The 19,693-nt window shown below is 52.4% G+C and carries 20 protein-coding genes and 1 pseudogene; 9 read left to right on the top strand and 12 right to left on the bottom strand.

Annotated features, from left to right (window positions below):
• A partial coding sequence (locus UF06_RS24070) for a transposase (RefSeq protein ID WP_045569239.1) occupies window positions 1-123 on the top strand: 123 nt, incomplete at its 5' end.
• A gap of 7 nt (window positions 124-130) precedes the next feature.
• Here UF06_RS24070 and UF06_RS08340 read toward each other — a convergent pair.
• From UF06_RS08340 to UF06_RS08355, 4 genes and pseudogenes are all read right to left on the bottom strand, one after another.
• Window positions 131-370 (bottom strand): annotated as a pseudogene (locus UF06_RS08340) (Gfo/Idh/MocA family oxidoreductase); the annotation flags it as partial.
• Between the two features lie 175 nt (window positions 371-545).
• Window positions 546-1,643 (bottom strand): ABC transporter permease, encoded by a 1,098-nt coding sequence (locus tag UF06_RS08345; RefSeq protein ID WP_045570039.1) that lies wholly within the window; start codon window positions 1,641-1,643, stop codon window positions 546-548.
• Complete coding sequence (locus UF06_RS08350) at window positions 1,640-2,581, bottom strand: ABC transporter ATP-binding protein (protein ID WP_045570040.1); 942 nt, start codon at window positions 2,579-2,581, stop codon at window positions 1,640-1,642. The genes UF06_RS08345 and UF06_RS08350 overlap by 4 nt, the downstream gene beginning before the upstream one ends.
• Window positions 2,582-2,583: 2 nt before the next feature.
• Entirely contained in the window at window positions 2,584-3,531 is a 948-nt protein-coding gene (locus tag UF06_RS08355) for an HlyD family efflux transporter periplasmic adaptor subunit (RefSeq protein WP_039464107.1), read from the bottom strand.
• A gap of 396 nt (window positions 3,532-3,927) precedes the next feature.
• Here UF06_RS08355 and UF06_RS08360 point away from each other — a divergent pair, with 396 nt between their 5' ends.
• Window positions 3,928-4,731, top strand: coding sequence for a hypothetical protein (locus UF06_RS08360; protein WP_045570041.1), 804 nt, complete (start codon window positions 3,928-3,930; stop codon window positions 4,729-4,731).
• 82 nt (window positions 4,732-4,813) lie between these two features.
• On the opposite strand, the gene UF06_RS08365 is transcribed toward UF06_RS08360, so the two are convergent.
• Both UF06_RS08365 and UF06_RS08370 read right to left on the bottom strand, forming a co-directional pair.
• On the bottom strand, window positions 4,814-5,677 hold the full coding sequence (locus tag UF06_RS08365; protein ID WP_045570042.1) for a MurR/RpiR family transcriptional regulator: 864 nt from the start codon (window positions 5,675-5,677) through the stop codon (window positions 4,814-4,816).
• A 34-nt stretch (window positions 5,678-5,711) separates the two neighbouring features.
• Window positions 5,712-6,977: an amino acid deaminase gene (locus UF06_RS08370; protein WP_045570043.1), complete on the bottom strand. Its 1,266-nt coding sequence runs from the start codon at window positions 6,975-6,977 to the stop codon at window positions 5,712-5,714.
• A gap of 178 nt (window positions 6,978-7,155) precedes the next feature.
• On the opposite strand from UF06_RS08370, the gene UF06_RS08375 reads away from it, so the two are divergent.
• From UF06_RS08375 to UF06_RS08400, 6 genes are all read left to right on the top strand, one after another.
• Window positions 7,156-8,610, top strand: a complete 1,455-nt coding sequence (locus tag UF06_RS08375) for a D-aminoacylase (RefSeq protein ID WP_045570044.1) — start codon at window positions 7,156-7,158, stop codon at window positions 8,608-8,610.
• 48 nt (window positions 8,611-8,658) lie between these two features.
• Window positions 8,659-9,051, top strand: coding sequence for a RidA family protein (locus tag UF06_RS08380; protein ID WP_039426911.1), 393 nt, complete (start codon window positions 8,659-8,661; stop codon window positions 9,049-9,051).
• Entirely contained in the window at window positions 9,048-10,004 is a 957-nt protein-coding gene (locus UF06_RS08385; RefSeq protein ID WP_045570045.1) for a sugar kinase, read from the top strand. The genes UF06_RS08380 and UF06_RS08385 overlap by 4 nt, the downstream gene beginning before the upstream one ends.
• 42 nt (window positions 10,005-10,046) lie before the next feature.
• Entirely contained in the window at window positions 10,047-12,446 is a 2,400-nt protein-coding gene (locus UF06_RS08390; RefSeq protein ID WP_226972163.1) for a beta-N-acetylhexosaminidase, read from the top strand.
• A gap of 77 nt (window positions 12,447-12,523) precedes the next feature.
• Window positions 12,524-13,561, top strand: a complete 1,038-nt coding sequence (locus UF06_RS08395) for a lactonase family protein (RefSeq protein WP_045570047.1) — start codon at window positions 12,524-12,526, stop codon at window positions 13,559-13,561.
• Between the two features lie 75 nt (window positions 13,562-13,636).
• Entirely contained in the window at window positions 13,637-13,999 is a 363-nt protein-coding gene (locus UF06_RS08400) for a RidA family protein (protein ID WP_039426923.1), read from the top strand.
• 69 nt (window positions 14,000-14,068) lie between these two features.
• Here the strand turns inward: UF06_RS08400 and UF06_RS08405 are convergent, their stop codons facing one another.
• Window positions 14,069-14,719 (bottom strand): HAD family phosphatase, encoded by a 651-nt coding sequence (locus UF06_RS08405; protein WP_045570048.1) that lies wholly within the window; start codon window positions 14,717-14,719, stop codon window positions 14,069-14,071.
• 164 nt (window positions 14,720-14,883) lie between these two features.
• Here UF06_RS08405 and UF06_RS08410 point away from each other — a divergent pair, with 164 nt between their 5' ends.
• Window positions 14,884-15,759, top strand: a complete 876-nt coding sequence (locus UF06_RS08410; protein ID WP_045570049.1) for an NAD(P)-dependent oxidoreductase — start codon at window positions 14,884-14,886, stop codon at window positions 15,757-15,759.
• A gap of 42 nt (window positions 15,760-15,801) precedes the next feature.
• Here UF06_RS08410 and UF06_RS08415 read toward each other — a convergent pair whose 3' ends face one another.
• From UF06_RS08415 to UF06_RS08435, 5 genes are all read right to left on the bottom strand, one after another.
• On the bottom strand, window positions 15,802-16,341 hold the full coding sequence (locus UF06_RS08415; protein ID WP_039441862.1) for a GNAT family protein: 540 nt from the start codon (window positions 16,339-16,341) through the stop codon (window positions 15,802-15,804).
• Window positions 16,342-16,566: 225 nt separating this feature from the next.
• Complete coding sequence (locus tag UF06_RS08420) at window positions 16,567-17,670, bottom strand: chemotaxis response regulator protein-glutamate methylesterase (RefSeq protein WP_045570050.1); 1,104 nt, start codon at window positions 17,668-17,670, stop codon at window positions 16,567-16,569.
• A gap of 32 nt (window positions 17,671-17,702) precedes the next feature.
• Window positions 17,703-18,146 (bottom strand): chemotaxis protein CheD, encoded by a 444-nt coding sequence (locus tag UF06_RS08425; protein ID WP_197541311.1) that lies wholly within the window; start codon window positions 18,144-18,146, stop codon window positions 17,703-17,705.
• Window positions 18,147-18,297: 151 nt separating this feature from the next.
• On the bottom strand, window positions 18,298-19,143 hold the full coding sequence (locus tag UF06_RS08430) for a protein-glutamate O-methyltransferase CheR (RefSeq protein WP_045570150.1): 846 nt from the start codon (window positions 19,141-19,143) through the stop codon (window positions 18,298-18,300).
• A gap of 8 nt (window positions 19,144-19,151) precedes the next feature.
• Entirely contained in the window at window positions 19,152-19,688 is a 537-nt protein-coding gene (locus UF06_RS08435; protein WP_045570052.1) for a chemotaxis protein CheW, read from the bottom strand.
• Window positions 19,689-19,693 lie beyond the last annotated feature (5 nt).

Here is a 19,693-nt window from a genome sequence, read left to right on the forward strand (position 1 = left end):
GTAGAGGGTGTGAACAACCGAATAAAGACGCTGAACAAAGTCGCCTATGGGTATCGTGATTGGGAATTTTTTGAGTTAAAAATCAAAGCCAGTCATGAGGCGAAGTATCGATTTTCCGGATGAACCGGAAAAACGCGGCAATTTCGTAGTGAATCTGCGTGTCCGCGTGGATCATCACCGCATCCACCTTCATCTCCAGCAGTTGGCGATAATCCTGACACACTTCAGTCACGCGATACTGCTGTGCTAACTGCGCTAAAGTTTGCGCGTTGCGGGTGCAAAACACCAGTTCAATCCCAGCTCTTTGGCAAATCACAGGTAGGTAAGCTTTCTGCGCGATGTCGCCCAGCCCAATGATGGCTATTTTCATATTTTCCCCAGCGCTATTCAGCGATTGATGCTTCTATCGGTAAGATGAGCAACGTAATGAATGGGTTGGCATTCGGTCAACAATTCTCTACCAAGCTTGTGCAGCGAATCGCTTTGTTTAGCCTGTTGCTCATTTTGTATAGTAAAAACCAGCCCCAAAGCGGGGCTGGATAGGTTCAGTCGAGGGATTTTTTAAACCTGAAAGACGCGAGAATCAGGCCAAATAGGGTGAAACCAATCATCCAGATGGTGTCGCGCCATAGGTCGAATAAATCCGCGCCGCGCAGCACAATGCCGCGGATCATTCGCATAAAGTGGGTAGCGGGCAGCACTTCAGCAATCCATTGCGCCGCGACGGGCATCCCCTCGTAGGGGAACATGAAGCCTGAGAGCAAAATCGAGGGCAGCAGGATAAACACCGTCATCTGCATGGCTTGTAATTGGGTAGTGGCGATGGTGGAGATCACCAAACCGAGCGTCAAACTGGCGGAAATAAACAGCAGTGTCCCGAGCAAGATCTGGCTGACCGCGCCATTAATGGGCACGCCGAAAATAAAGTGACCCAAACCCAAAATGATGAACACCTGAATCAGGCCGACAAAAATATACGGCACAATTTTCGCCACCATCAGCTCAAATGAGCGCACGGGCGTGGTGATGAGCAGCTCCAAATTGCCTCGTTCGCGCTCACGCACAATCGCCGCGCTGGTGAACAAAATCATCGTCATGGTGAGGATCACCCCAAGCAAACCCGGCACGATATTGACCGCAGAGCGGCGACTCGGGTTGTAATAAAGCGCCACTTCAAAGGTTTTCTGCACTTTGGGCCTGAGCTCAAAATCAAAGTCGGTCAACGGCATATTTTGCAAACCAAGGATCGCCGAGCTGATCATGGTATCGGAGCCATCGACAATCCACTGCCCGAGCTCGCGCCCCTGCGCCATACGTTGTGTCAGATCAGGCGGCAAGATCAGCGCCGCGCGCACAATACCGTCTTGAATCGCCTGCTCAGCTTGCTCTGCGGTGGCGTAGTGCTGGGTAACGTTCACCACTTGTGTCACCCTGACTGATTGGGTCAAGAGGCGTCCTGCGGTACTTTCGCTTTGATCGACCACTGCCACGGGAATATCGCGAATATCGGTGTTGATCGCATAACCAAAGAGCAGCAACTGGATAAGCGGGATCATCACCACCATGCCAAAGGTGATGCGATCACGAGATAACTGACGAAGCTCTTTAACCACAATCGCTTTCATGCGAAACAGCGCGTTCATTGGCGACCCTCCCCAGTGACAGAAACAAACACATCTTCCAAACTGGGTCGGGCCAGATTCATTTCCGCTTGTTGCAGATGAGGAAATTGGCTTTTCAACCACGCGATTGGATCGGGCACGCTTTGGTCAATCAGCACCCGCAAACGAATACCGAGCTGAGCGGCGGAGCGCACTTGCGGCAGTGGCAACAGGGCTTCTTTTAGGGCGCGCAACTGGTTTGCTTTTACTTCAACAATCTTGACCCCCATTTGCGCCATCAGCTCTTCAGGCGCGCCATCGGCGCGGATCAGGCCCGCTTCCATAATCGCTAAACGGTGGCAGCGTTCGGCTTCGTCCATGTAGTGAGTGGTCACCAAAATGGTGGTGCCTTGATCGGAAAGATCGAACAACTGCTCCCAAAAATCGCGGCGATTTTCTGGGTCAACCGCCGAAGTCGGTTCATCTAAAAACAACAGCTCAGGATTGTGCATGGTGGCCGCTGCCAAAGAAAGACGCTGTTTTTGTCCGCCGCTCATGCCAGAAACCCGCTGTTTGCGGCGCTGATCCAGCCCATAGGTGGCGAGCTGCTCGTCCACGCGCTGCTTGAGCGCTTTACGATCCATACCGAAGATCTGCCCGATAAATTGCAGGTTCTCTTGCACGGTTAAGTCGTCGTACAGGGAGAACTTCTGCGTCATGTAGCCAATTTTAAGTCGCAGTTGTTCCGATTGACGCGGTATCTGCAATCCGAGCACATCCACCTTACCTTCGGTTGGGCTCAGTAGCCCGGTCAGTACGCGGATGGTGGTCGATTTACCACAGCCGTTTGGCCCGAGAAAACCGTAAATGCTGCCCTTGGGAACGTTAAGCGTGATGCTATCTATGGCGGTAAACTCGCCAAATTTCTTCACTACATTTTCGGCTTGAATCGCGTAATCGCCGCAGTTGATTTGATTCATGCTCAGTCTCCCAAATCGATCTGCGCGGGCACGCCGGAAGGGAGCGATTGGGCAGCTGCGTCGAGATCCACCTCGGCGAGATACATCAAACGTGAACGCTCCTCTTCTGTCAGAGCAAAATAGGGGGTGAATGACGGCTCGTCAGAGACCCAACGCACGTTGCCACTGAGCGGGTTGTCCACACCATCGACGTGCACCGTGACCTGCTTACCGGGCACAAAATCGACGCGATATTTAGCGGGTACGTAGACGCGCGCATAAGGAATGCGGTTGGCCTGAATCACCGCGACCATGCCATTGACAGGAACGCGCTCACCCAAGTTATACGGAAGATTATCGAGAATGCCGTCACGGGTAGCGACGATGGTCAACTCGGCCAATTTTTGCTCTTGCAGCGCGACATCGGCATCGGCAACCGCCAGTTGCGCTTTGGCTTGCTCAATGTCTTCCGGACGTGCACCCGAAGTCAATTTACTGAACTCTTCGTTGGCCGAGTCAAGTTCGGCTCTGGCGGAATCACGCGCGGCGAGAGCGGTGTCTTTCTCGGATTGACTGATGAGTTTTTTCGCCACCAGCTCGGATTTGCGCTTGTAGGTTTTCTGCGCTTCGATCAACTGCGCTTCGGCTCGTGCCACCCGCGCTTGCGCCGCAGCGATGTCTTCAGGGCGCTCGCCGTTGGTCAGCTTGAGTAAAGAAGCCTGCGCTTTGGCTTTTTCGGCCAGCGCACGCGCTAACATGGCTTGCTGATTTTTACTGTCCAAACGAACCAGAACATCGCCTTGCGCTACTGCGCTGCCCTCTTTAACGGGCAACTCTCGAATGATTTCATTGGCGGTAGCGGTAAAGGTCACCCTATCGCGCTCAAGCGTGCCGAGTGCTTGGGGTTTGGAATCGCTGGTGCAAGCGGTAAGGGCGGTTAAAACCAGTGTTGCAAATAGCAGATGTCTCATTGTTTTGTCCTGGTTAATTCAGCAGTGATGATTTAAGCACAGTGTAGCCTCGCCGAGTGAAAGAGCGAAAGTGGCATAATTCTGCAAATATTACGCAAGTGATGAATTTGCGTGACTAACACCTTGAGTATAGTAACTTACTGATTAAGCGTTATTTGTTGCATGTGGTACGGGATCAAGATCGCGCGAAATACTCTGTGTGGAGGCGAGTATGGTGAGCAACTGCTTTCCCGATCGCGGGTATTTGTTAAGAGGAAGTTGCATGAAAAGTGGCACAATTAGAGGCGTGTTTTGATTGAATTTAGACTCACCTCAAATTAATTCTGCCCTTTAAAACGGATTGCTTTGCTATATTGCGTGGCAGGTATGGATTGCAGAGAAAATGAAGGAATAACAATGAGTAAACGCACATGCGTTTTGACGACCGCAATGTTGCTGGTGGGTTGTGGTGGCGGTGGTGGAAGCGCGACGCCAAGCGAGCAAGGTTCCGCGAATAACAGCAACTGCGGCAATATGCCAGAGATGGCGTGTACCTATCCCTTAGAAAAATTAACCACCAAAGTGACTTTTTCGCATAGTTCATCCTCTCTAGAGGACGTCTATACGCTGTATATCCGAATGGAGGGGAATAACGGACAGACCTCAACGCCGATTCAAATTCTCAATGATCACAAGTTTGAATTGACTATCGGAGGTGTCTCTTTTCCGCTCAAAGCAGGTAACGGTGGGGAGGTGCTAACCGCTCATAACTTGCCGATAAACGGGCAGATTTATGAGCTGTACTGGTATAAAGGCGACGATTTGATCGAAAGAAACGCCGTGCAATCGCTGGCTGAGCCAGTCAAAGTCAATTTGTACACAGATGCTTCTGATAATGCGCAAATTGAGGTCAGCAATTGGCAGCCGGACAATTATCAATACCGTGTTGATCTGTTTAATTTGTCTTGCGACAACCTGCTTGGGGAAAAACAAACCTATGTTCCCAAAGGGACGGGCTATTTTACACTCGAAGAGCCGGTTGCTTTTATCTCCTTTTCCGACAAGTATGGCGTAAGCTATCAGCAGTTGGTCGAAGGTAACCAGAGTTGTGAGTTTATGGTTAATGTCGATGCTGAAAAGAAGCTGACGCCAACCGATGCAGTGAATAAGTTGAGCTTTAGTAGCTACTCCCACACAACTGAAAGCAAAAAACTGTTTTAAGCGTATTGGCCTAGAGCCGTTGACACAACATTTCGCTCATTAACGTCCAGTGTATTCCACTGGACGTTAATGTTTATAGGGCTTAATCCCCCAGCGGCTGCCTCTCTTCACCGCCTCGGTGGGAATCTAACGCCACTTTCAAGCGACGCAGTTTATCTCGTGAGCGGCGTTTGTTTTTCACCGCCAGCGCCATGGCGAGTACATCGATCAAAGCCAGCATTGCGTAGCGGGATGCGGAGGGTTTGTAAATAAAATCGGTCTCATGGTGCTGGATGGGCAGCAGCAAATCTGCTTTCTGTGCCAAAGGGGTGCGCGGCGGACAAATCACGATGACTTTTAGCCCATACTCGCGCGCCAGTTGCGCACTTTCCAGCAGATCCGGTGTGTAGCCAGACGCCGAAAGCATCAGCATCACATCGCTGCGCTCCGCGGTTGCCGCAACCATGCGCGTTAGCAAACCATCGTGATAGGTCACCACGGCAAAACCGAGGCGAAATAACCGATGTTGTAGCTCTTGCGCGGCGATGGTTGAGCCGCCGCCCATGCCGACACTGATGATCTGCCGTGCGCTATTGAGCCACTCTACCGCTTGGTCGATCGCTTGTTCGTTTATTAAGCGACGGTTTTGTTCCAACGTCTGTTTGATCGATTGGTAAACCATCTGATAACTGCTCGGCTCGGGTGATTCGAGAATAAATCGCTGGCCGATGGTTAACGATTGGGCCAGTTTGATTTTCATCTCACGCACATTCTTGCAGCCAATCGCCTTGGCAAAACGGGTCACGCTCGCCTCACTCACCTGCGCGCTTTGGGCAATGTCGCTAATGCTGGCATTGGCGGCGGCGCTGACCTCATCCATCACCCATTGGGCGACTTTTTTCTCCGCGTCACGCAGAGTGCTGAAACGCTCGTTGATTTGCGAAAGGATGTCGACATCTAAGTTCACAAGAAGATCCTGTACTGCTTACTGTGGGAGGAAACTAGAAACGGGTTTCTAACCACTGGGTTACTTGATATTGCTCATCTCGCAGGGCCAGAGCGCGCCATTTATCGAACGTCAGGCATGGGTGTGAGGTGGAAAACACCAAAATGTCCCCCACATCCAGCGAGCAGTCAGCGGGAATTTCGACAAAGGTGTGCTGGTCCATAATCGCTACCGCTTGGCTGTGCTGTGGCAGCGCGAGCGGCTCACCATCGCGAAATGCCAGTTGTAAAGTCGGCAGCCCTGCGTCGAAAGCCACGTCACGTTTGCCCATACCGACCAGAAGGCGAGTGGGCTCAGGGCGAGAAATCACGTGCGCCCAGATTTCCAGCGCGGAGATGAGATCGCCGCCTAACTCACACGCCGCGCCCTGATGCGGTTTGGCGCGCGCCATCACTTGTTGCTGCGCCATTTGGTAAATTCCGGTGTCATGGGTAACGTAGCAGCCGGGGCGGATCATCGTCTCAATGCCGTCGAGCTCGGCGAAGGTTTTTGCTACCACGTCATACCACGCCGAGCCTGCGCCTGTGAGCAGGGGTTTAGCTGGCAATAGCCCGGCGGTTTGCAACTGGCGCGTCAGCTCACAGGCAGTGTGGAGAAATGTGCGGATCTCGCTTTCGGCATTGTCGCCGTGGATCACCCCTTCATAGACTTCAATGCCCGCCAGTTTCAGGTTCGGTTGCCTAGCAATGTGCGTCGCCAAGGCGTGCACTTGTTGCAGCGTGCGGCACCCGCAGCGACCGCCCGCCACGCCGTATTCGATCAAGACGTTGAGCGTCAGTTGCTGCGCTGCGAAAAACTCCGCCAACGCATCGACGTTGCGTGTTGAATCCACGCAGCAGTAAAACTCAATCGGTTGTTCACTAAGCAGCTTGGCGATGATCGCCATATTGCCTTTGCCCACCAATTGATTCGCCATGATGACCCGTTTGGCACCCGCCATAACCGCCACTTGCGCTTGAGCAGGGCTGGCCACGGTGATGCCCCAAGCGCCATGCTGCAGTTGCTGGCGAAACAGTTCTGGTGTCATCGAGGTTTTACCATGGGGAGCGAGTTTGACCTGATGACGATCGGCAAAGTCTTGCATCCAACGCAAGTTGTTTTCCAGCGCGCTGTGGTTTAACACGGCGGCTGGCAGGCTGATCTCGTCATGAGCAAGAGAAGGGAGATGAGCATGAAGCGCTTGCCCTTTTTCACCTTCGGCAGGGAAATTGTCTGCGTGCTTCTGATAGTTTTTATCAGGTAAGTCCTTTATTTTGCTCATAATCTTCCGCTCCTAACATGATTTAATTAATTGAAAAATAATACTTATTTTTGATAATGCTAAGCGTCGTGATAGAAACTATCAAACTTTGCTCGATGCTTTGCGGGAGACATCACTGATTCGAAATGACCAAGCTTTAAGATCACTTCCTCTTATTTTGGCATGGACGCAAACCCGCATGCAGTTCGATACCCTCATCAAACAGGCAGAGATTTACGACGGCACAGGCGCGACGCCATTTATTGCCGATGTCGCGATAAAGCAAGATCGCATAGTCCAGCTTGGACAGCTCGCGAACGCTTCGGCGCAGCAAGTGATTGAAGGACAAGGTCTAGCGCTAGCGCCCGGATTTATCGATGTGCATACTCATGACGACACCAATGTGATCCGCTTCCCACACTGTTTGGCCAAAATTAGCCAAGGTGTCACCACTGTGATTGTGGGCAACTGCGGCATCAGCGCCAGCCCTGCGGTGCTGAGCGGTGAACCGCCGGATCCGATGAATTTGCTTGGTGAGCAGAGTGATTTCGTTTATCCCACATTTGCTCACTATGCCGCGTCGGTCGAGCAGGCCAAGCCAGCAGTGAATGTTGCAGCGCTGGTTGGCCATACCACGCTGCGCAATAACCTGATGGACCATTTGCAGCGCCCAGCCACGCAAGCGGAAATCGAGCAGATGCGCGCGGCACTGACAGAAGCGATGGAGCAGGGCGCACTGGGGCTCAGCTCGGGTCTGGCGTACGCCAGTGCCAAACAAGCCACCGCCGAAGAGGTGGTGCAACTGGCTAAGGTGTTGGCCGGGTATCAAGGCATTTACACCACGCATATGCGCAGCGAGTTTGCGGAGATCCTCACCGCGATGGAAGAAGCGTTTGCGACGGGCAGACAAGCGCGGGTGCCTGTGGTGATCTCCCATTTGAAATGTGCGGGCGCGGGAAACTGGGGACGCAGTGTGCAAGTACTGGAGCGGATGGAGAGCGCAGCAGCCCTGCAAGAGGTCAGCTGCGATTGCTACCCATATTCGGCCAGCTCCTCAACCCTAGATTTAGCGCAAGTGAATGACGAAATTGATATTTTTATTACCTGGTCAAAAGGATTGCCACAGCAGGCGGGCAAAACCCTCAAACAGATCGCAGAGGATTTACAGTTGCCGTTGCTGCAGGCCGCAAAAGCACTGCTGCCTGCCGGCGCTGTCTACCACTGCATGGCAGAGCAAGATGTTAAACGAGTGCTCAAATACCCGTTAACTATGGTGGGATCCGATGGTTTACCCAACGACCCGCATCCCCACCCGCGTTTGTGGGGCGCTTTTCCCCGAGTGCTTGGACACTACTGCCGCGAGGAGAAACTCTTCTCCCTTGCCGAGGCGATTTTTAAGATGACCGGAATGTCGGCGCAGCGTTTCAAACTGGCGGATCGCGGCGTGATTCGGCTGGGCGCTTTTGCCGACTTGGTACTGTTTAACCCGCACACCATCAAAGATACCGCGACCTTTGCCAACCCAATTTCAGCCGCGCAAGGCATTGAAGCGGTGTTTGTCAACGGGCACCTCTCTTATCACGCTGGCGAAGTATCGCCGACTCGAACGGGTAGGTTTCTCTATCGAAGTCAATTTAAACCAGAAACCGTGTGAATCGCCGCTGGGCAGACAACGGGTTTCTCTAACAAAAGGACAATAACAATGACGATAAAACGATACGGCGTGGAAGGTGGCGTAGGAACGGGTGGACAGCATTTGCCCTTTGCCCGTGCCACCGAAGCGGGCGGCTTTTTGTATGTTTCGGGGCAAACCCCGATGAGAGAGGGTGAAGTGGTCGAAGGCGGGATCGTCGAGCAATCGCGTCTCGCGCTGCAAAACTGTGTCGATATCATGCACGAGGCCGGTTACACGCTGGAAGATGTGGTGCATGTGAAAGTGATCCTTACCGATGCGCGCTATTTTCAGTCGTTCAATAAAGTGTTTAGCGAATTTTTCGCCGCTCATCCACCGGCGCGCATCTGTATGGTGTGTGACTTGGTGGTGGATGTAAAAGTGGAAGTGGACGTCACCTGCTACCGTGCGGATCGCGTATGAGCGCCAGCAAGCTTAAGGTTGGCTTTTTCGGCGAATGCATGCTTGAACTGAGCGGCCAGCCGCTCAAACAACGTTTTGGTGGCGACACGCTCAACAGCGCGCTTTATCTTGCTCGACTATGCCAAGATAGCCCGATAGCGGTTTATTACGCGACTGGGCTGGGAGACGATGACCTGTCGCAACAACTGCTCTTGGCTTGGCAAGCAGAAGGCATTGATACCTCGCTCGTGACGCGCCATGCAGGGCGGCTGCCCGGGCTGTATCTGGTGAGCAATGATGCCTCTGGTGAGCGCCGTTTCCACTATTGGCGTGACAGCGCCGCCGCTAAATTTTATTTTTCCGAAGTGCAGCTAAGCCCGCTGGAGCGTGCATTGCAAGCCGGGGAACTCGATTGGCTTTACTTGAGTGGTATCAGCCTCGCGATTTTACCTGACGCTGACAAAGCGCGGCTGATTGACAAGTTACGCGCTTTCTCGCTAGCGGGAGGCAAAGTGGCGTTTGACAACAATTTTCGTCCTCAGCTTTGGTCGGCGCAGCAGGCGCGGCACTGGTATGGGGAATTACTGCCTTGGGTCGATCTCGCTTTCATCACGCAAGAGGATGACGAGCAAATATGGGGGCAAGAGCGGCCTTTGTATGAGCGATACCAACAATGGGACTGCCCTGAAGTAGTGATAAAACGTGGCGCGCAGCCTTGCCAGTTGCTTTTGCGTCAGCAGGGGGAAGTGCAATCGTTGAGTGTGGCGGCCGAAGAAGTTGCTCATGTTGTCGATACCTGCGCCGCGGGTGACGCATTCGCTGCCGGGTATCTGGTTGGGCGATTCACCGGGAGTGGGCCACAGGCATCGGCTGAGCTTGCTCACCGTTTGGCTGCGCTGGTTATTCAGTATTCAGGCGCAATCATTCCGGCTCAGAGCATGCGTCATCTACAGCTTGAGTCTGGCGAGGTTTAGCGCTGCTCGCGCAGAGTTCTATTTCTTATTTTAGGAGGCAGCATGGCGGCCAACCGTGAACTTAATCTCATGCCCTATCCGCAGCAAGTGCAGCTCCTTTCTGGGCGAATTGCTATCGATGCCGACTTCAGCATGCTGCTTAAAGGTTATCGATGCAACGCGGTGGTGAAAAAACTCAAGCGCACATTGGAGCGCCTCTATCGGCAAACGGGCGTGCCGATGTTGCACTGGCAAGCCTCGTCGCAGCAAAGCGCGACGTTAGTGGTGGATATCGCGAGTGCGCCGCCAAGCGATGTGCCGAATCTGGGTTGGGATGAGTCTTATCATTTGCACGCCGCAGAGGGGCAAGTGGTGATCCGCGCGCCGCAGCCAGTGGGGGCCTTGCATGCGCTGGAAACCTTCTTGCAACTGATTGAAAGCGATGCTCAGGGCTACTACCTACCAGCGCTGTCTATCACGGATGCGCCGAGATTTGGCTGGCGCGGCGTTTCCTATGACACGGCCCGCCGCTACATTGAGCTACCCGTTATTTTGCGCCAACTTGATGCGATGGCCGCCGCCAAACTCAACGTATTCCACTGGCACTTTTGGGACGATCAAGGCATTCGTATTCAGTTCGAAAGCTACCCCAAACTGTGGCAGCACAGTGCTGATGGCGATGTGTACAGCAAAGCCGAGGTGTCGCAGGTGATCGAATATGCTCGCGCGCTGGGGATACGGGTGATACCGGAGATCTCCTTGCCCGGCCACGCCTCTGCGGTGGCGCATGCCTATCCGCATCTGATGTCTGGCCCCAGCGGGCAAACCTACCCACAGCAACGTGGATGGGGCGTGTTTGCGCCGCTGATGGACCCAACCAATCCCGAGCTGTTGAGCTTTCTGGCGAGCATTTTTCACGAAGTGGTGGCGCTTTTCCCCGACCAGTACGTGCATATTGGTGGGGACGAACCCGACTACCAACAGTGGCGCGATAATCCACGCATTCAGCGTTTTATCCAAGAGCATCAGCTCGATGGTGAACGCGGTTTGCAGTCTTACCTCAATACCCAAGTAGAGAGTATGCTGGCGGCGGATGGGCGTAAAATCATTGGTTGGGACGAAGTGTGGCACCAAGATCTGCCGACGTCGGTGGTCATCCAAAGCTGGCAAGGGCACGACAGCATCGGCCGTGCGGCTAAGCAGGGTTATCAAGGGATTTTATCCACGGGTTACTATCTTGATCAGCCGCAACCCACCAGTTATCACTATCGCAACGATCCCATGCCGCAAGGTTTAGCAGTGGATGATCAGTTGGCAACTGGCGACAAGTTTGTCTGTTACACGTGGCATAAGCCGCGGCCTAAAGGTGAGGCGCTAAGTGGCAATCTGATCATTATTGAAAGTGCGCAAGGGCAGGTACGCGCTTTTAGCGATTACCACGGCCGATCTCGTCAGGCAGTCACCGTGTTGGAATATCTTCCCGGCGTGCGTTTTCGCGGTCATCTCGACACCTTTATGTCCTACACGGAATTCCACTACCAGTTTGCTGGCGAGCAGCTTGCTAACGGCAGTTATCAACGGATTGGCAATGTGCGTTATCCCGTTACTGGCGTGTTAAGTGCCAGCAGTGATTGGCCGCAAAACACACTGCCAGAGGCAAAGGGCGGCTACCCCGCTGAACTTAGTGAAAAAGAGCGCGCGTTGATCCTCGGTGGTGAAATCACCATCTGGGGAGAACTGGTCGACTCAATGACGATCGAATCGCGTTTGTGGCCGCGCAGTTTCGCTATCGCAGAACGTTTTTGGTCGAGTGTTGAGCAGCGCGATGAGCAGAGCATGTATCGCCGTATGCAGGTTATCGATACTTGGTCGCAGCTTTCACTCGGTTTACGCCATCAGGCCGACGCGCAACTGGGCTTAATGCGGCTGGCGATGGGCTTTGACAGTACGCCGCTGGCGGTGCTCGCCCAGTACACAGAGCCTGGGCAATACTACGCAAGGCATTGGCAAAAGTGGCAGGCAACGCCGACTTGTGGCGAACGTTACAATCAATATGAGCGACTCAACCGTTTTGTTGATGCGTTGGCGGTGGAAAGCCTTGCCGTCTATCAGATGGAACAACTGCTCCGCGACGTGGATTTCGGCCAGAGAGCAGAGTGCCAAGTGATTCTCGCCTCATTAACCAGCCATTATCAGACGGCAAAATGGGCCGCCACGCAGTCGCTTGAACTGCTGGCACGAAGCGTCTCTGGGGCGCAGAGTGTACCACTGGCACAAGCGACCATTGAGGTGGCCGATTTGGCCTTGATCTTATTGGAGAAAGTGTCCGAGAACGCCACAATAAGCGCAGATCAATACTACGCTTACCAAGCCGTGTTGGATGAGAACTCGGCGCTATTTGATGAGGCGATTGTGGCGCTTGTCAGGCCGACAGAGCAACTGCTTCACAAATTTGCGCACTGATTAGCAAAAGCCGTTGCCGCCTGCGCCGACAGGCGGCAAGGTAGAGAGATAACGAGAAGCAATGGAAGCAAATTCCCATGACGACAGGCAATTTACATTTTTATCTTGGCACTTATACCGATCAACCCAGCATCAGCGAAGGCGTCGCGCAACTGGAATTAAATAGCGAAACGGGTGAGTTGATCCCGTTCAATGAGTTGGTGGTGTTAGCCAATCCCTCTTACCTCACCCAAACTGCACGCGGTTTATACACGTTCAATGAAGTGGCGCAGTCGCAAGCACCGCAACTGGTGTGGCTTGGCTGCCACGATACGGCGCAAATTGAGATCGAAGGCGATTACCCGTGTCATCTCGATATTGACGGTGAGCAGCAGTTTTGCGCGGTGGCCAGTTACGGCTCCGGCAACACTTCAATCTTCAAGTTGGATGAAACCGGTAAGCCGATTGGCAAACTGACAGAGCTGTTTGTTGATGGCAGTGGGCCAAATCAGGCGAGACAAACCGCGCCGCACGCGCATCAGGCTATCTTCCTGCGTCACAGCCCGTATTTGATGGTGGTCGATCTGGGCACGGATCGTCTCAATATTTTTGCCATCGATAGACAAAATGAGACCTTCCGCCTGCATCAATCTCTGTCATTGCCGCCGGGTTGCGGCCCTCGTCATCTGGTATTGACGCAACAGGAAGATCGCATTTATCTGGTCGCAGAGCTTTTTGAAACCTTGATGGTGATTGAGCGCCGCGGCGAACAGTGGCATCTCTGCTCGCAGCAACCGTTGCTCCCGGGCGAGAGCAACGGCGAAGCCGCCTCGGCGATTCGCTTGTCCCCAGATGAGCGATTTCTTTACGTCTCGTGTCGCAGGCAGAATAAAATCGCCATTTTTGCACTCAGCCACGCCCAGCCTGAATGGATTGGCGCTGTTGACACTGGCGGCCAGTTTCCACGCGATTTTGTGCTGTCGCGTGATGGTAAATGGTTGCTTGTTGCCAATCAGCACTCGCATAATGTGGTCAGTTTTCGCCGCGACAGGCAAACGGGGTTACTGAGCCCAAGTGGGTTTAGTTGCCAAGTGGGTAGCCCGGTCTGTTTACTGGAACATCAAGGGGCATGTTAACGCCTCTTGGCTGGAAAGCCTGATGATAACTTGAGATACTTCTGCGCTTGGTTTGAAGTCAAAGAGAAAATAAGCATGACAATTCATCGCATTAACCCCGGCAATCGCTGGTCAGATATTACCGTTTTTAACGGCATCGCCCATTTTGTTGAAGTGGCGGACAGTGATACTTCGGCAGATATGAAAGGCCAAGTGGAACAAATTTTGTCTCAGGCAGAAGTGCAGCTTGCGAAGATTGGTAGCGACCGCTCTCGCGTTCTTTCGGTGACCATCTACGTGACCGATTTCGCCCATTTTGATGCATTAAACCAAGTGTGGGACAACTGGTTCCCACAAGGTTGTGCGCCGAGCCGCGCGTGTGTCAAAGCTGAACTAGCCGATCCGAACTATTTGGTTGAGATGGCGTTTGTCGCCGCTGCGGGTGCAGAGTTTCAATAGCTGCAGACACCATGTAGACGTAATCATTCACAAAGGGGCCGTTTGCCCCTTTGATGTTAGTACTGGTTGCTAATGTTGACCGCTGAGCTGAGCCAATACGTCAGTCAGCGAAGGGAAGATGTGGTGGCCAAAGCGTTTCACTTCGGCGCAAGGTTCAACCAAATCGGGAATTTGGTAGGTGATCATCTGCGCTGCCACCGCCGCACGTACGCCGTTGTTGGAATCTTCAAAAGCCAAACAGCGTTCTGGTGCGATCTTGAGTCGGCTGGCGGCGAGTAAGTAGATTTCTGGGTCGGGCTTGCCGTGGCTTACTTCGCACCCGGTGGTGATGCTGTCGAAGTAGTGATCCAGCCCGGCGAGCTTGAGTTTGACTGACGCGACCTCTTTTTGCGTCGAGGTGGCCACCGCCGTTGGGATCTGCTGAGCTTTTAGCCACTGTAACAGTTCGATCACGCCAGCTTTGACCGGAATAGCCTCATGAAATACAACCTGGTTGTAACGCTGGCGCCACTCGGCGTGCAGGCGGTCGAGGTCATCCCCATACGCTTCGCGCAGCACCGCTTCAATGCCCGCGGCATTACGGCCAATCACCGAGAGGTAAGTCTCTTTGTAAAAAGGTAGGTTTTGCGCATGACAGGCTTGTTCGAAAACCTGCATACAGACACGTTCGGTGTCGAGTAGAAGTCCATCCATATCGAAGATGGCGGCAGCAAAATTCATAGTGACAGCTTGTTTTTATCTCAATAGGTTGGCGCCATTCTGACATAAAGCGGCGCAATTGGGGAAGGGATATGGTCGCGAGCGCGGTTTTTCAGTTATCATGTGCGGCGCGAAATCGATAACAAGTTGATTGAAATTGATAACAACGTCATTGGGGAGAAAGAATGGAAGTCAAAACAGTTGCCTTTATTGGATTGGGAGTCATGGGCTACCCAATGGCAGGCTATTTGAGCAAAGCGGGCTACCAAACGCGGGTTTACAACCGTACATTTGCCAAAGCAGAAAAATGGTCCCAGCAGCATCAAGGGCAAGCGTTTGAAACCCCACGTGAGGCCGCGCTTGGTTGTGATGTGGTGTTTGTTTGTGTCGGCAATGATGACGATGTACGCAGCGTGGTATACGGTGAAAATGGGGTACTGGCTGGGCTAAAAGCGGGCGCGACCTTGGTTGATCACACCACGACCTCCGCTGAGCTGGCGATTGAGCTGGCCGCCGCATGTCAAAAAGTGGCGGTGAACTTCATTGATGCGCCTGTCTCTGGCGGCCAAGCCGGAGCCGAAAATGGCGTGCTAACCATCATGTGTGGTGGTGATGCCGAAGTGTTTGCTAACGTCTCGCCGGTGATGGATGTCTACGCCAAACAGATCACATTGCTGGGTGAAAATGGCCAAGGACAACGCTGCAAAATGGTGAACCAGATTTGTATCGCTGGCGTGCTGCAAGGGCTGAGTGAAGCGCTGCTGCTGGCGCAAAAATCGGGCTTAGATATCGAGCAGGTTGTCAACACGCTAAAACACGGCGCGGCAGGTTCTTGGCAGATGGAAAATCGCGCCCAGACCATGGCACAAGGCAAGTTTGATTTTGGCTTTGCCATCGATTGGATGCGTAAAGACCTCGGCTTCTGTCTGCAAGAAGCGGAACGCGTTGGTTTAACGCTGCCACTGACTGAGCAAGTCGACGCTCAGTACGCCAAGCTGCAGCAGCAGGGGTTAGGACGAATGGATACCTCAGTGCTGATCAAAGCGGTAGCAAAAGAGTAAAAATAATCCTCAGCCGAAAACCTTAATTTTCGGCTGAGTTTCTTATTGGCAGGCGTGTTTGTGTAGGCCATAAATGGCATGATCCAGCACTCTATCTTGCACCTTCTCATTACGAGTGATGATGCCTTCGAGCGTCATACCAAGGCGCTCCGCCACCGCCCGGCTGGCAAGGTTCTCTTTTGCTGCTTGCAATTGCACTTTCTCTAAACCTAGCGTGTCAAACGCATGCTTAATCAGCGTCTGCGCCGCACGCGTGACGATGCCTTTGCCTTTATGCGATTCAGCCAGCCAATAGCCGATACAAGTGCGGCCAAGCTCCGGATTAATTTCATGCAGGCCAATATTGCCGACCAGATCTCCATGGTAAAAAATCGCGCAGGTGAGTGATTTTCCATCGGCGTAATCGTGCAGCGAACGGTGCACAAACAGGCGAAAATCTTGCTCTGAGGAGCAGAAGTCAGGCCACGCGAGCCATTGAGAGAGGTAGGCTTTATGCTCGGCCACCAATTCCACGTACAAAGGGGCAAAAGATTCTTGCACCAAAGCCAACTCAATCTCGTTATCGACGTTTAAAGTAAACATAGCAGGTCCATCAGGTAGGTGTATTTCTATAATAGATATCTATTATTTAATTTTATCAATAAGTTATTTCTTGTTTGGTCACTAAGACCACTCAAAGCCATGAAACGCTATTTCACGCTATTCGTCCACTCTGCCTGCCTAAGTTGAGCAGAAATAGTCAGGAAAGAAATAGATACAGCTGGCTAATGGGCTTACCTTTTCTGCTGCGTGCTTATGTCGTATTCGCTATTCTCCTTTGAGTGACATGATTAATTTTGGGATAGCGTCCAGCGTCACAATGTGGTCGACCGCACCCAATTTGACCGCTTCTTTGGGCATGCCATAGACGACACAACTGCTCTCATCTTGCGCTATGGTGAGCGCGCCTGCCTCGTGCATCTCTTTCATTCCCTGAGCGCCATCGTCGCCCATGCCGGTCATGATGATGCCGGTAGCATTGGCTCCGGCCGCGTTGGCCACCGAGCGAAACAGCACATTTACCGAAGGGCGATGGCGACTGACGAGAGGGCCGTCTTTGAGTTCCACCCGATACTGAGCGCCACTGCGCCTAAGCAGCAGATGTTTGCCTCCATTGGCGATCAGCACTAACCCCGGCAGCACGCGATCATTATGTTCTGCTTCTTTCACGTTCACTCTGCACAATTGATTGAGCCTTTGAGCAAAAGAGGCGGTGAACTGTTCTGGCATATGTTGCACGACAACGATGCCCGGCGCGCTGGGGTCAAGCTGTTTGAGCACCACCTCTAATGCCTGAGTACCCCCCGTTGACGTGCCGATGGCGATGACTCGGTCGGTCGTCTCTGCCATGGGTTTGGCTTTGTTGGTGGACAGGATGACATCGGCACTCAGTTTCGGCGCGCTTTTAAATGGTGTGAGAGGCTGTGGAGAGTGCGGTTTTTTCGAGGTTGATTGAATTTGCAGTTTGTTAAGGTTAGCTGCGGCCGCTCCTTTGATGGCTTGAATCATGGCGATTTTACTCTCTTGCAAGAAAGATTTTAAACCCGCTTTCGGTTTGGTGATGATATCGACTGCACCGGCTGCCATCGCTTCCATGGTCACTTGTGCGCCAACGCCAGCCAACGTTGAGCAGATCACTACGGCGGTTGGCCTTTCCGCCATCAGTTTTTTAAGGAAGGTAATGCCATCCATACGAGGCATTTCGATATCGAGAATGACCACATCGGGCCATCGTTGCTGCATTTTTTTCATGGCGAAAATCGGGTCGGAGGCGGAACCGATCACTTCAATATTTGATTCGCCATGCAGTTGTTCGGTTAATACTTGCCTCACCACGGCTGAATCATCGACGATTAATACTTTGATGCTCATAGGTTATTCCTTTTTACTGCCAGCATTATTTATTACCAGAACTGGATTGGGCGTGATTTTTGTTGTGATTGCTGTAATAGGAAGGCTTTTTCTTGCTTGGCGAGCGTTTGCTGATTTTGTCGGCCAATGCGTTTGACATAAACGCTGAAGTTATCGTCTGGGGTGAAATAAATAACCCTTGCATCCGCTCCGCCTAAACTGGAGGCAACCAAGGGTATTCCCTCCTGTTTAAGAAATTCGACCACAAATTGGCTATTGAGCTGACCAATGGTAAACGGCAACACTTCTTTCCCTTTGTTGTCGAGCAAGTTACAGCCGCCAAACGCTTTCGCTTGCAAATGCTTACGTTCGGCGCCTTTCTTCAGCATGGCGTTGATCAGCAATTCCATGGCGTGAATGCCATAACGGCCAGCCTCAGAGAAGATCAATGGTTCCCGCCGCTGGCTTGTGGTGTTTGCCAGCAGAAAATGGTTCATCCCCATCACATGATGGACAGGGTCCCACAGACAAGTCGCGACACAAGAGCCCAAAATGGTAGAAAAAATGGGTTTTTGGTGGCAAGCGTGATACTCCCCGGGGCCTATTGTGATATGAGTTCTACCTCGGTGAATCGATGAACGCATACCGTTATTCACATTGCTTGCGATAAATCGAGGAGCGAATTAATTTCGCTTGATGATCTAAACCATTCAGGGACTCGGAATGACCAATAAAAAGCAGCCCATTTGGTTTCAACTGCTTTAAGAGTTTTTGGACCACCTTCTGTTTGGTATCGCGGTTAAAGTAAATCATGACATTGCGTAAGAATATCGCATCAAATAGCCCCAAGTTGGGCAAAGGTTCGATGAGATTGACTTGGTGGAAGGTGCAGCGTGAACGCAAAAAGCGCTCAACCAGAAAATGACCTTCTTGCTGCCGAATGCCCTTAAGGCAATATTGGCGCAGATAATAGTCACTCATGGAACCACGGCGAGAGAGCGGATAAACTGCTTTTTGGCAATGGTCGAGCATGCGCTGACTGACATCGGACCCCACCACTTCCCACGCTTTATGCGGCAATGCTTCGGCCAGCGTCATCGCCAGCGTATACACCTCTTCACCGGATGAACAGGCCGCGCTCCAAATGCGAAATGTCCCGCTGGGCCGAGATTCTTTGAGATGTTGTCGCAAAAACTCAAAGTGATTTGGCTCGCGGAAAAAGTAGGTTTCGTTGGTGGTGAGAAGATCCACCATTACTTGCATTTCACCGGGGTACTGCTGCGTATTTCGCACTAACTGATAATACTGTTCGAAGGTATTCAGATGATAGTGGCGCAGCCTTTTGGCCAAACGTCCAGAGACTAACACTTTCTTTTCGTCGGCCATCGATATTCCCGCTGTACGGAAGATTAACTCTCTGAAGCAGCTAAACTCGTCATCCGTAATCGGGCGAAAGCTTTCCAGCACCGTTGCTCTTTGAGTTTCTGGCGGCATCAAGTTCATTATGCATGTACCACTTCTGGTAAGTGTTCCACTGCGGATTGATGTTGTGATATCTCTTCTAAGGTGAGAACACGGTTGATGTTGAGGAGGGTAATAAAGTCCTCGTTATATCTCGCCATATGGTGGATGTACTCGTTGGCAATGTCCGTACCAAACTCAGGAGGAGATTGCAGCTGTTGGTCGGCAATATCGAGAATTTCACGCACATTGTCGACCATCATTCCCACCAGACTATGTTCTTCATCGTGCTCGGTTTCGACGAAAACGATACAACTGCGTTTACTCATCTTGGCGGGTGTGCCGAGTAGGCGAAACGGTAAATCCACCACGGGCACGACATTTCCTCGCAGGTTGATGACGCCCCGAATCTCTTGCGAGGTCATCGGTACTCGCGTCATTTCGGCGAGTTCGATGATCTCTTTCACATCAAGAATCGAGATGGCCAATACTTGGTGATCAACGGAAAACGTCAGATATTGACGGCTGTGGCCGTCAATATCGCGAACGTCTTTTCCCTGAGCAGTCAGTTGCTTCATGGCGT

The organism is Vibrio sp. S234-5 (assembly GCF_000960595.1).
Lineage (GTDB): Bacteria > Pseudomonadota > Gammaproteobacteria > Enterobacterales > Vibrionaceae > Vibrio.

Bases quoted from the DNA above. Each gene is read 5' to 3' on its own strand.
- UF06_RS08410 (WP_045570049.1), top strand. From the start codon at position 14,884: ATGGAAGTCAAAACAGTTGCCTTTATTGGATTGGGAGTCATGGGCTAC.
- UF06_RS08415 (WP_039441862.1), bottom strand. From the start codon at position 16,341: ATGTTTACTTTAAACGTCGATAACGAGATTGAGTTGGCTTTGGTGCAA.
- UF06_RS08385 (WP_045570045.1), top strand. From the start codon at position 9,048: ATGAGCGCCAGCAAGCTTAAGGTTGGCTTTTTCGGCGAATGCATGCTT.
- UF06_RS08345 (WP_045570039.1), bottom strand. From the start codon at position 1,643: ATGAACGCGCTGTTTCGCATGAAAGCGATTGTGGTTAAAGAGCTTCGT.
- UF06_RS08390 (WP_226972163.1), top strand. From the start codon at position 10,047: ATGGCGGCCAACCGTGAACTTAATCTCATGCCCTATCCGCAGCAAGTG.
- UF06_RS08420 (WP_045570050.1), bottom strand. From the start codon at position 17,670: ATGAGCATCAAAGTATTAATCGTCGATGATTCAGCCGTGGTGAGGCAA.
- UF06_RS08425 (WP_197541311.1), bottom strand. From the start codon at position 18,146: ATGAACCATTTTCTGCTGGCAAACACCACAAGCCAGCGGCGGGAACCA.
- UF06_RS08360 (WP_045570041.1), top strand. From the start codon at position 3,928: ATGAGTAAACGCACATGCGTTTTGACGACCGCAATGTTGCTGGTGGGT.
- UF06_RS08370 (WP_045570043.1), bottom strand. From the start codon at position 6,977: ATGAGCAAAATAAAGGACTTACCTGATAAAAACTATCAGAAGCACGCA.
- UF06_RS08395 (WP_045570047.1), top strand. From the start codon at position 12,524: ATGACGACAGGCAATTTACATTTTTATCTTGGCACTTATACCGATCAA.
- UF06_RS08400 (WP_039426923.1), top strand. From the start codon at position 13,637: ATGACAATTCATCGCATTAACCCCGGCAATCGCTGGTCAGATATTACC.
- UF06_RS08435 (WP_045570052.1), bottom strand. From the start codon at position 19,688: ATGAAGCAACTGACTGCTCAGGGAAAAGACGTTCGCGATATTGACGGC.
- UF06_RS08350 (WP_045570040.1), bottom strand. From the start codon at position 2,581: ATGAATCAAATCAACTGCGGCGATTACGCGATTCAAGCCGAAAATGTA.
- UF06_RS08430 (WP_045570150.1), bottom strand. From the start codon at position 19,143: ATGCCGCCAGAAACTCAAAGAGCAACGGTGCTGGAAAGCTTTCGCCCG.
- UF06_RS08355 (WP_039464107.1), bottom strand. From the start codon at position 3,531: ATGAGACATCTGCTATTTGCAACACTGGTTTTAACCGCCCTTACCGCT.
- UF06_RS08375 (WP_045570044.1), top strand. From the start codon at position 7,156: ATGCAGTTCGATACCCTCATCAAACAGGCAGAGATTTACGACGGCACA.
- UF06_RS08405 (WP_045570048.1), bottom strand. From the start codon at position 14,719: ATGAATTTTGCTGCCGCCATCTTCGATATGGATGGACTTCTACTCGAC.
- UF06_RS08380 (WP_039426911.1), top strand. From the start codon at position 8,659: ATGACGATAAAACGATACGGCGTGGAAGGTGGCGTAGGAACGGGTGGA.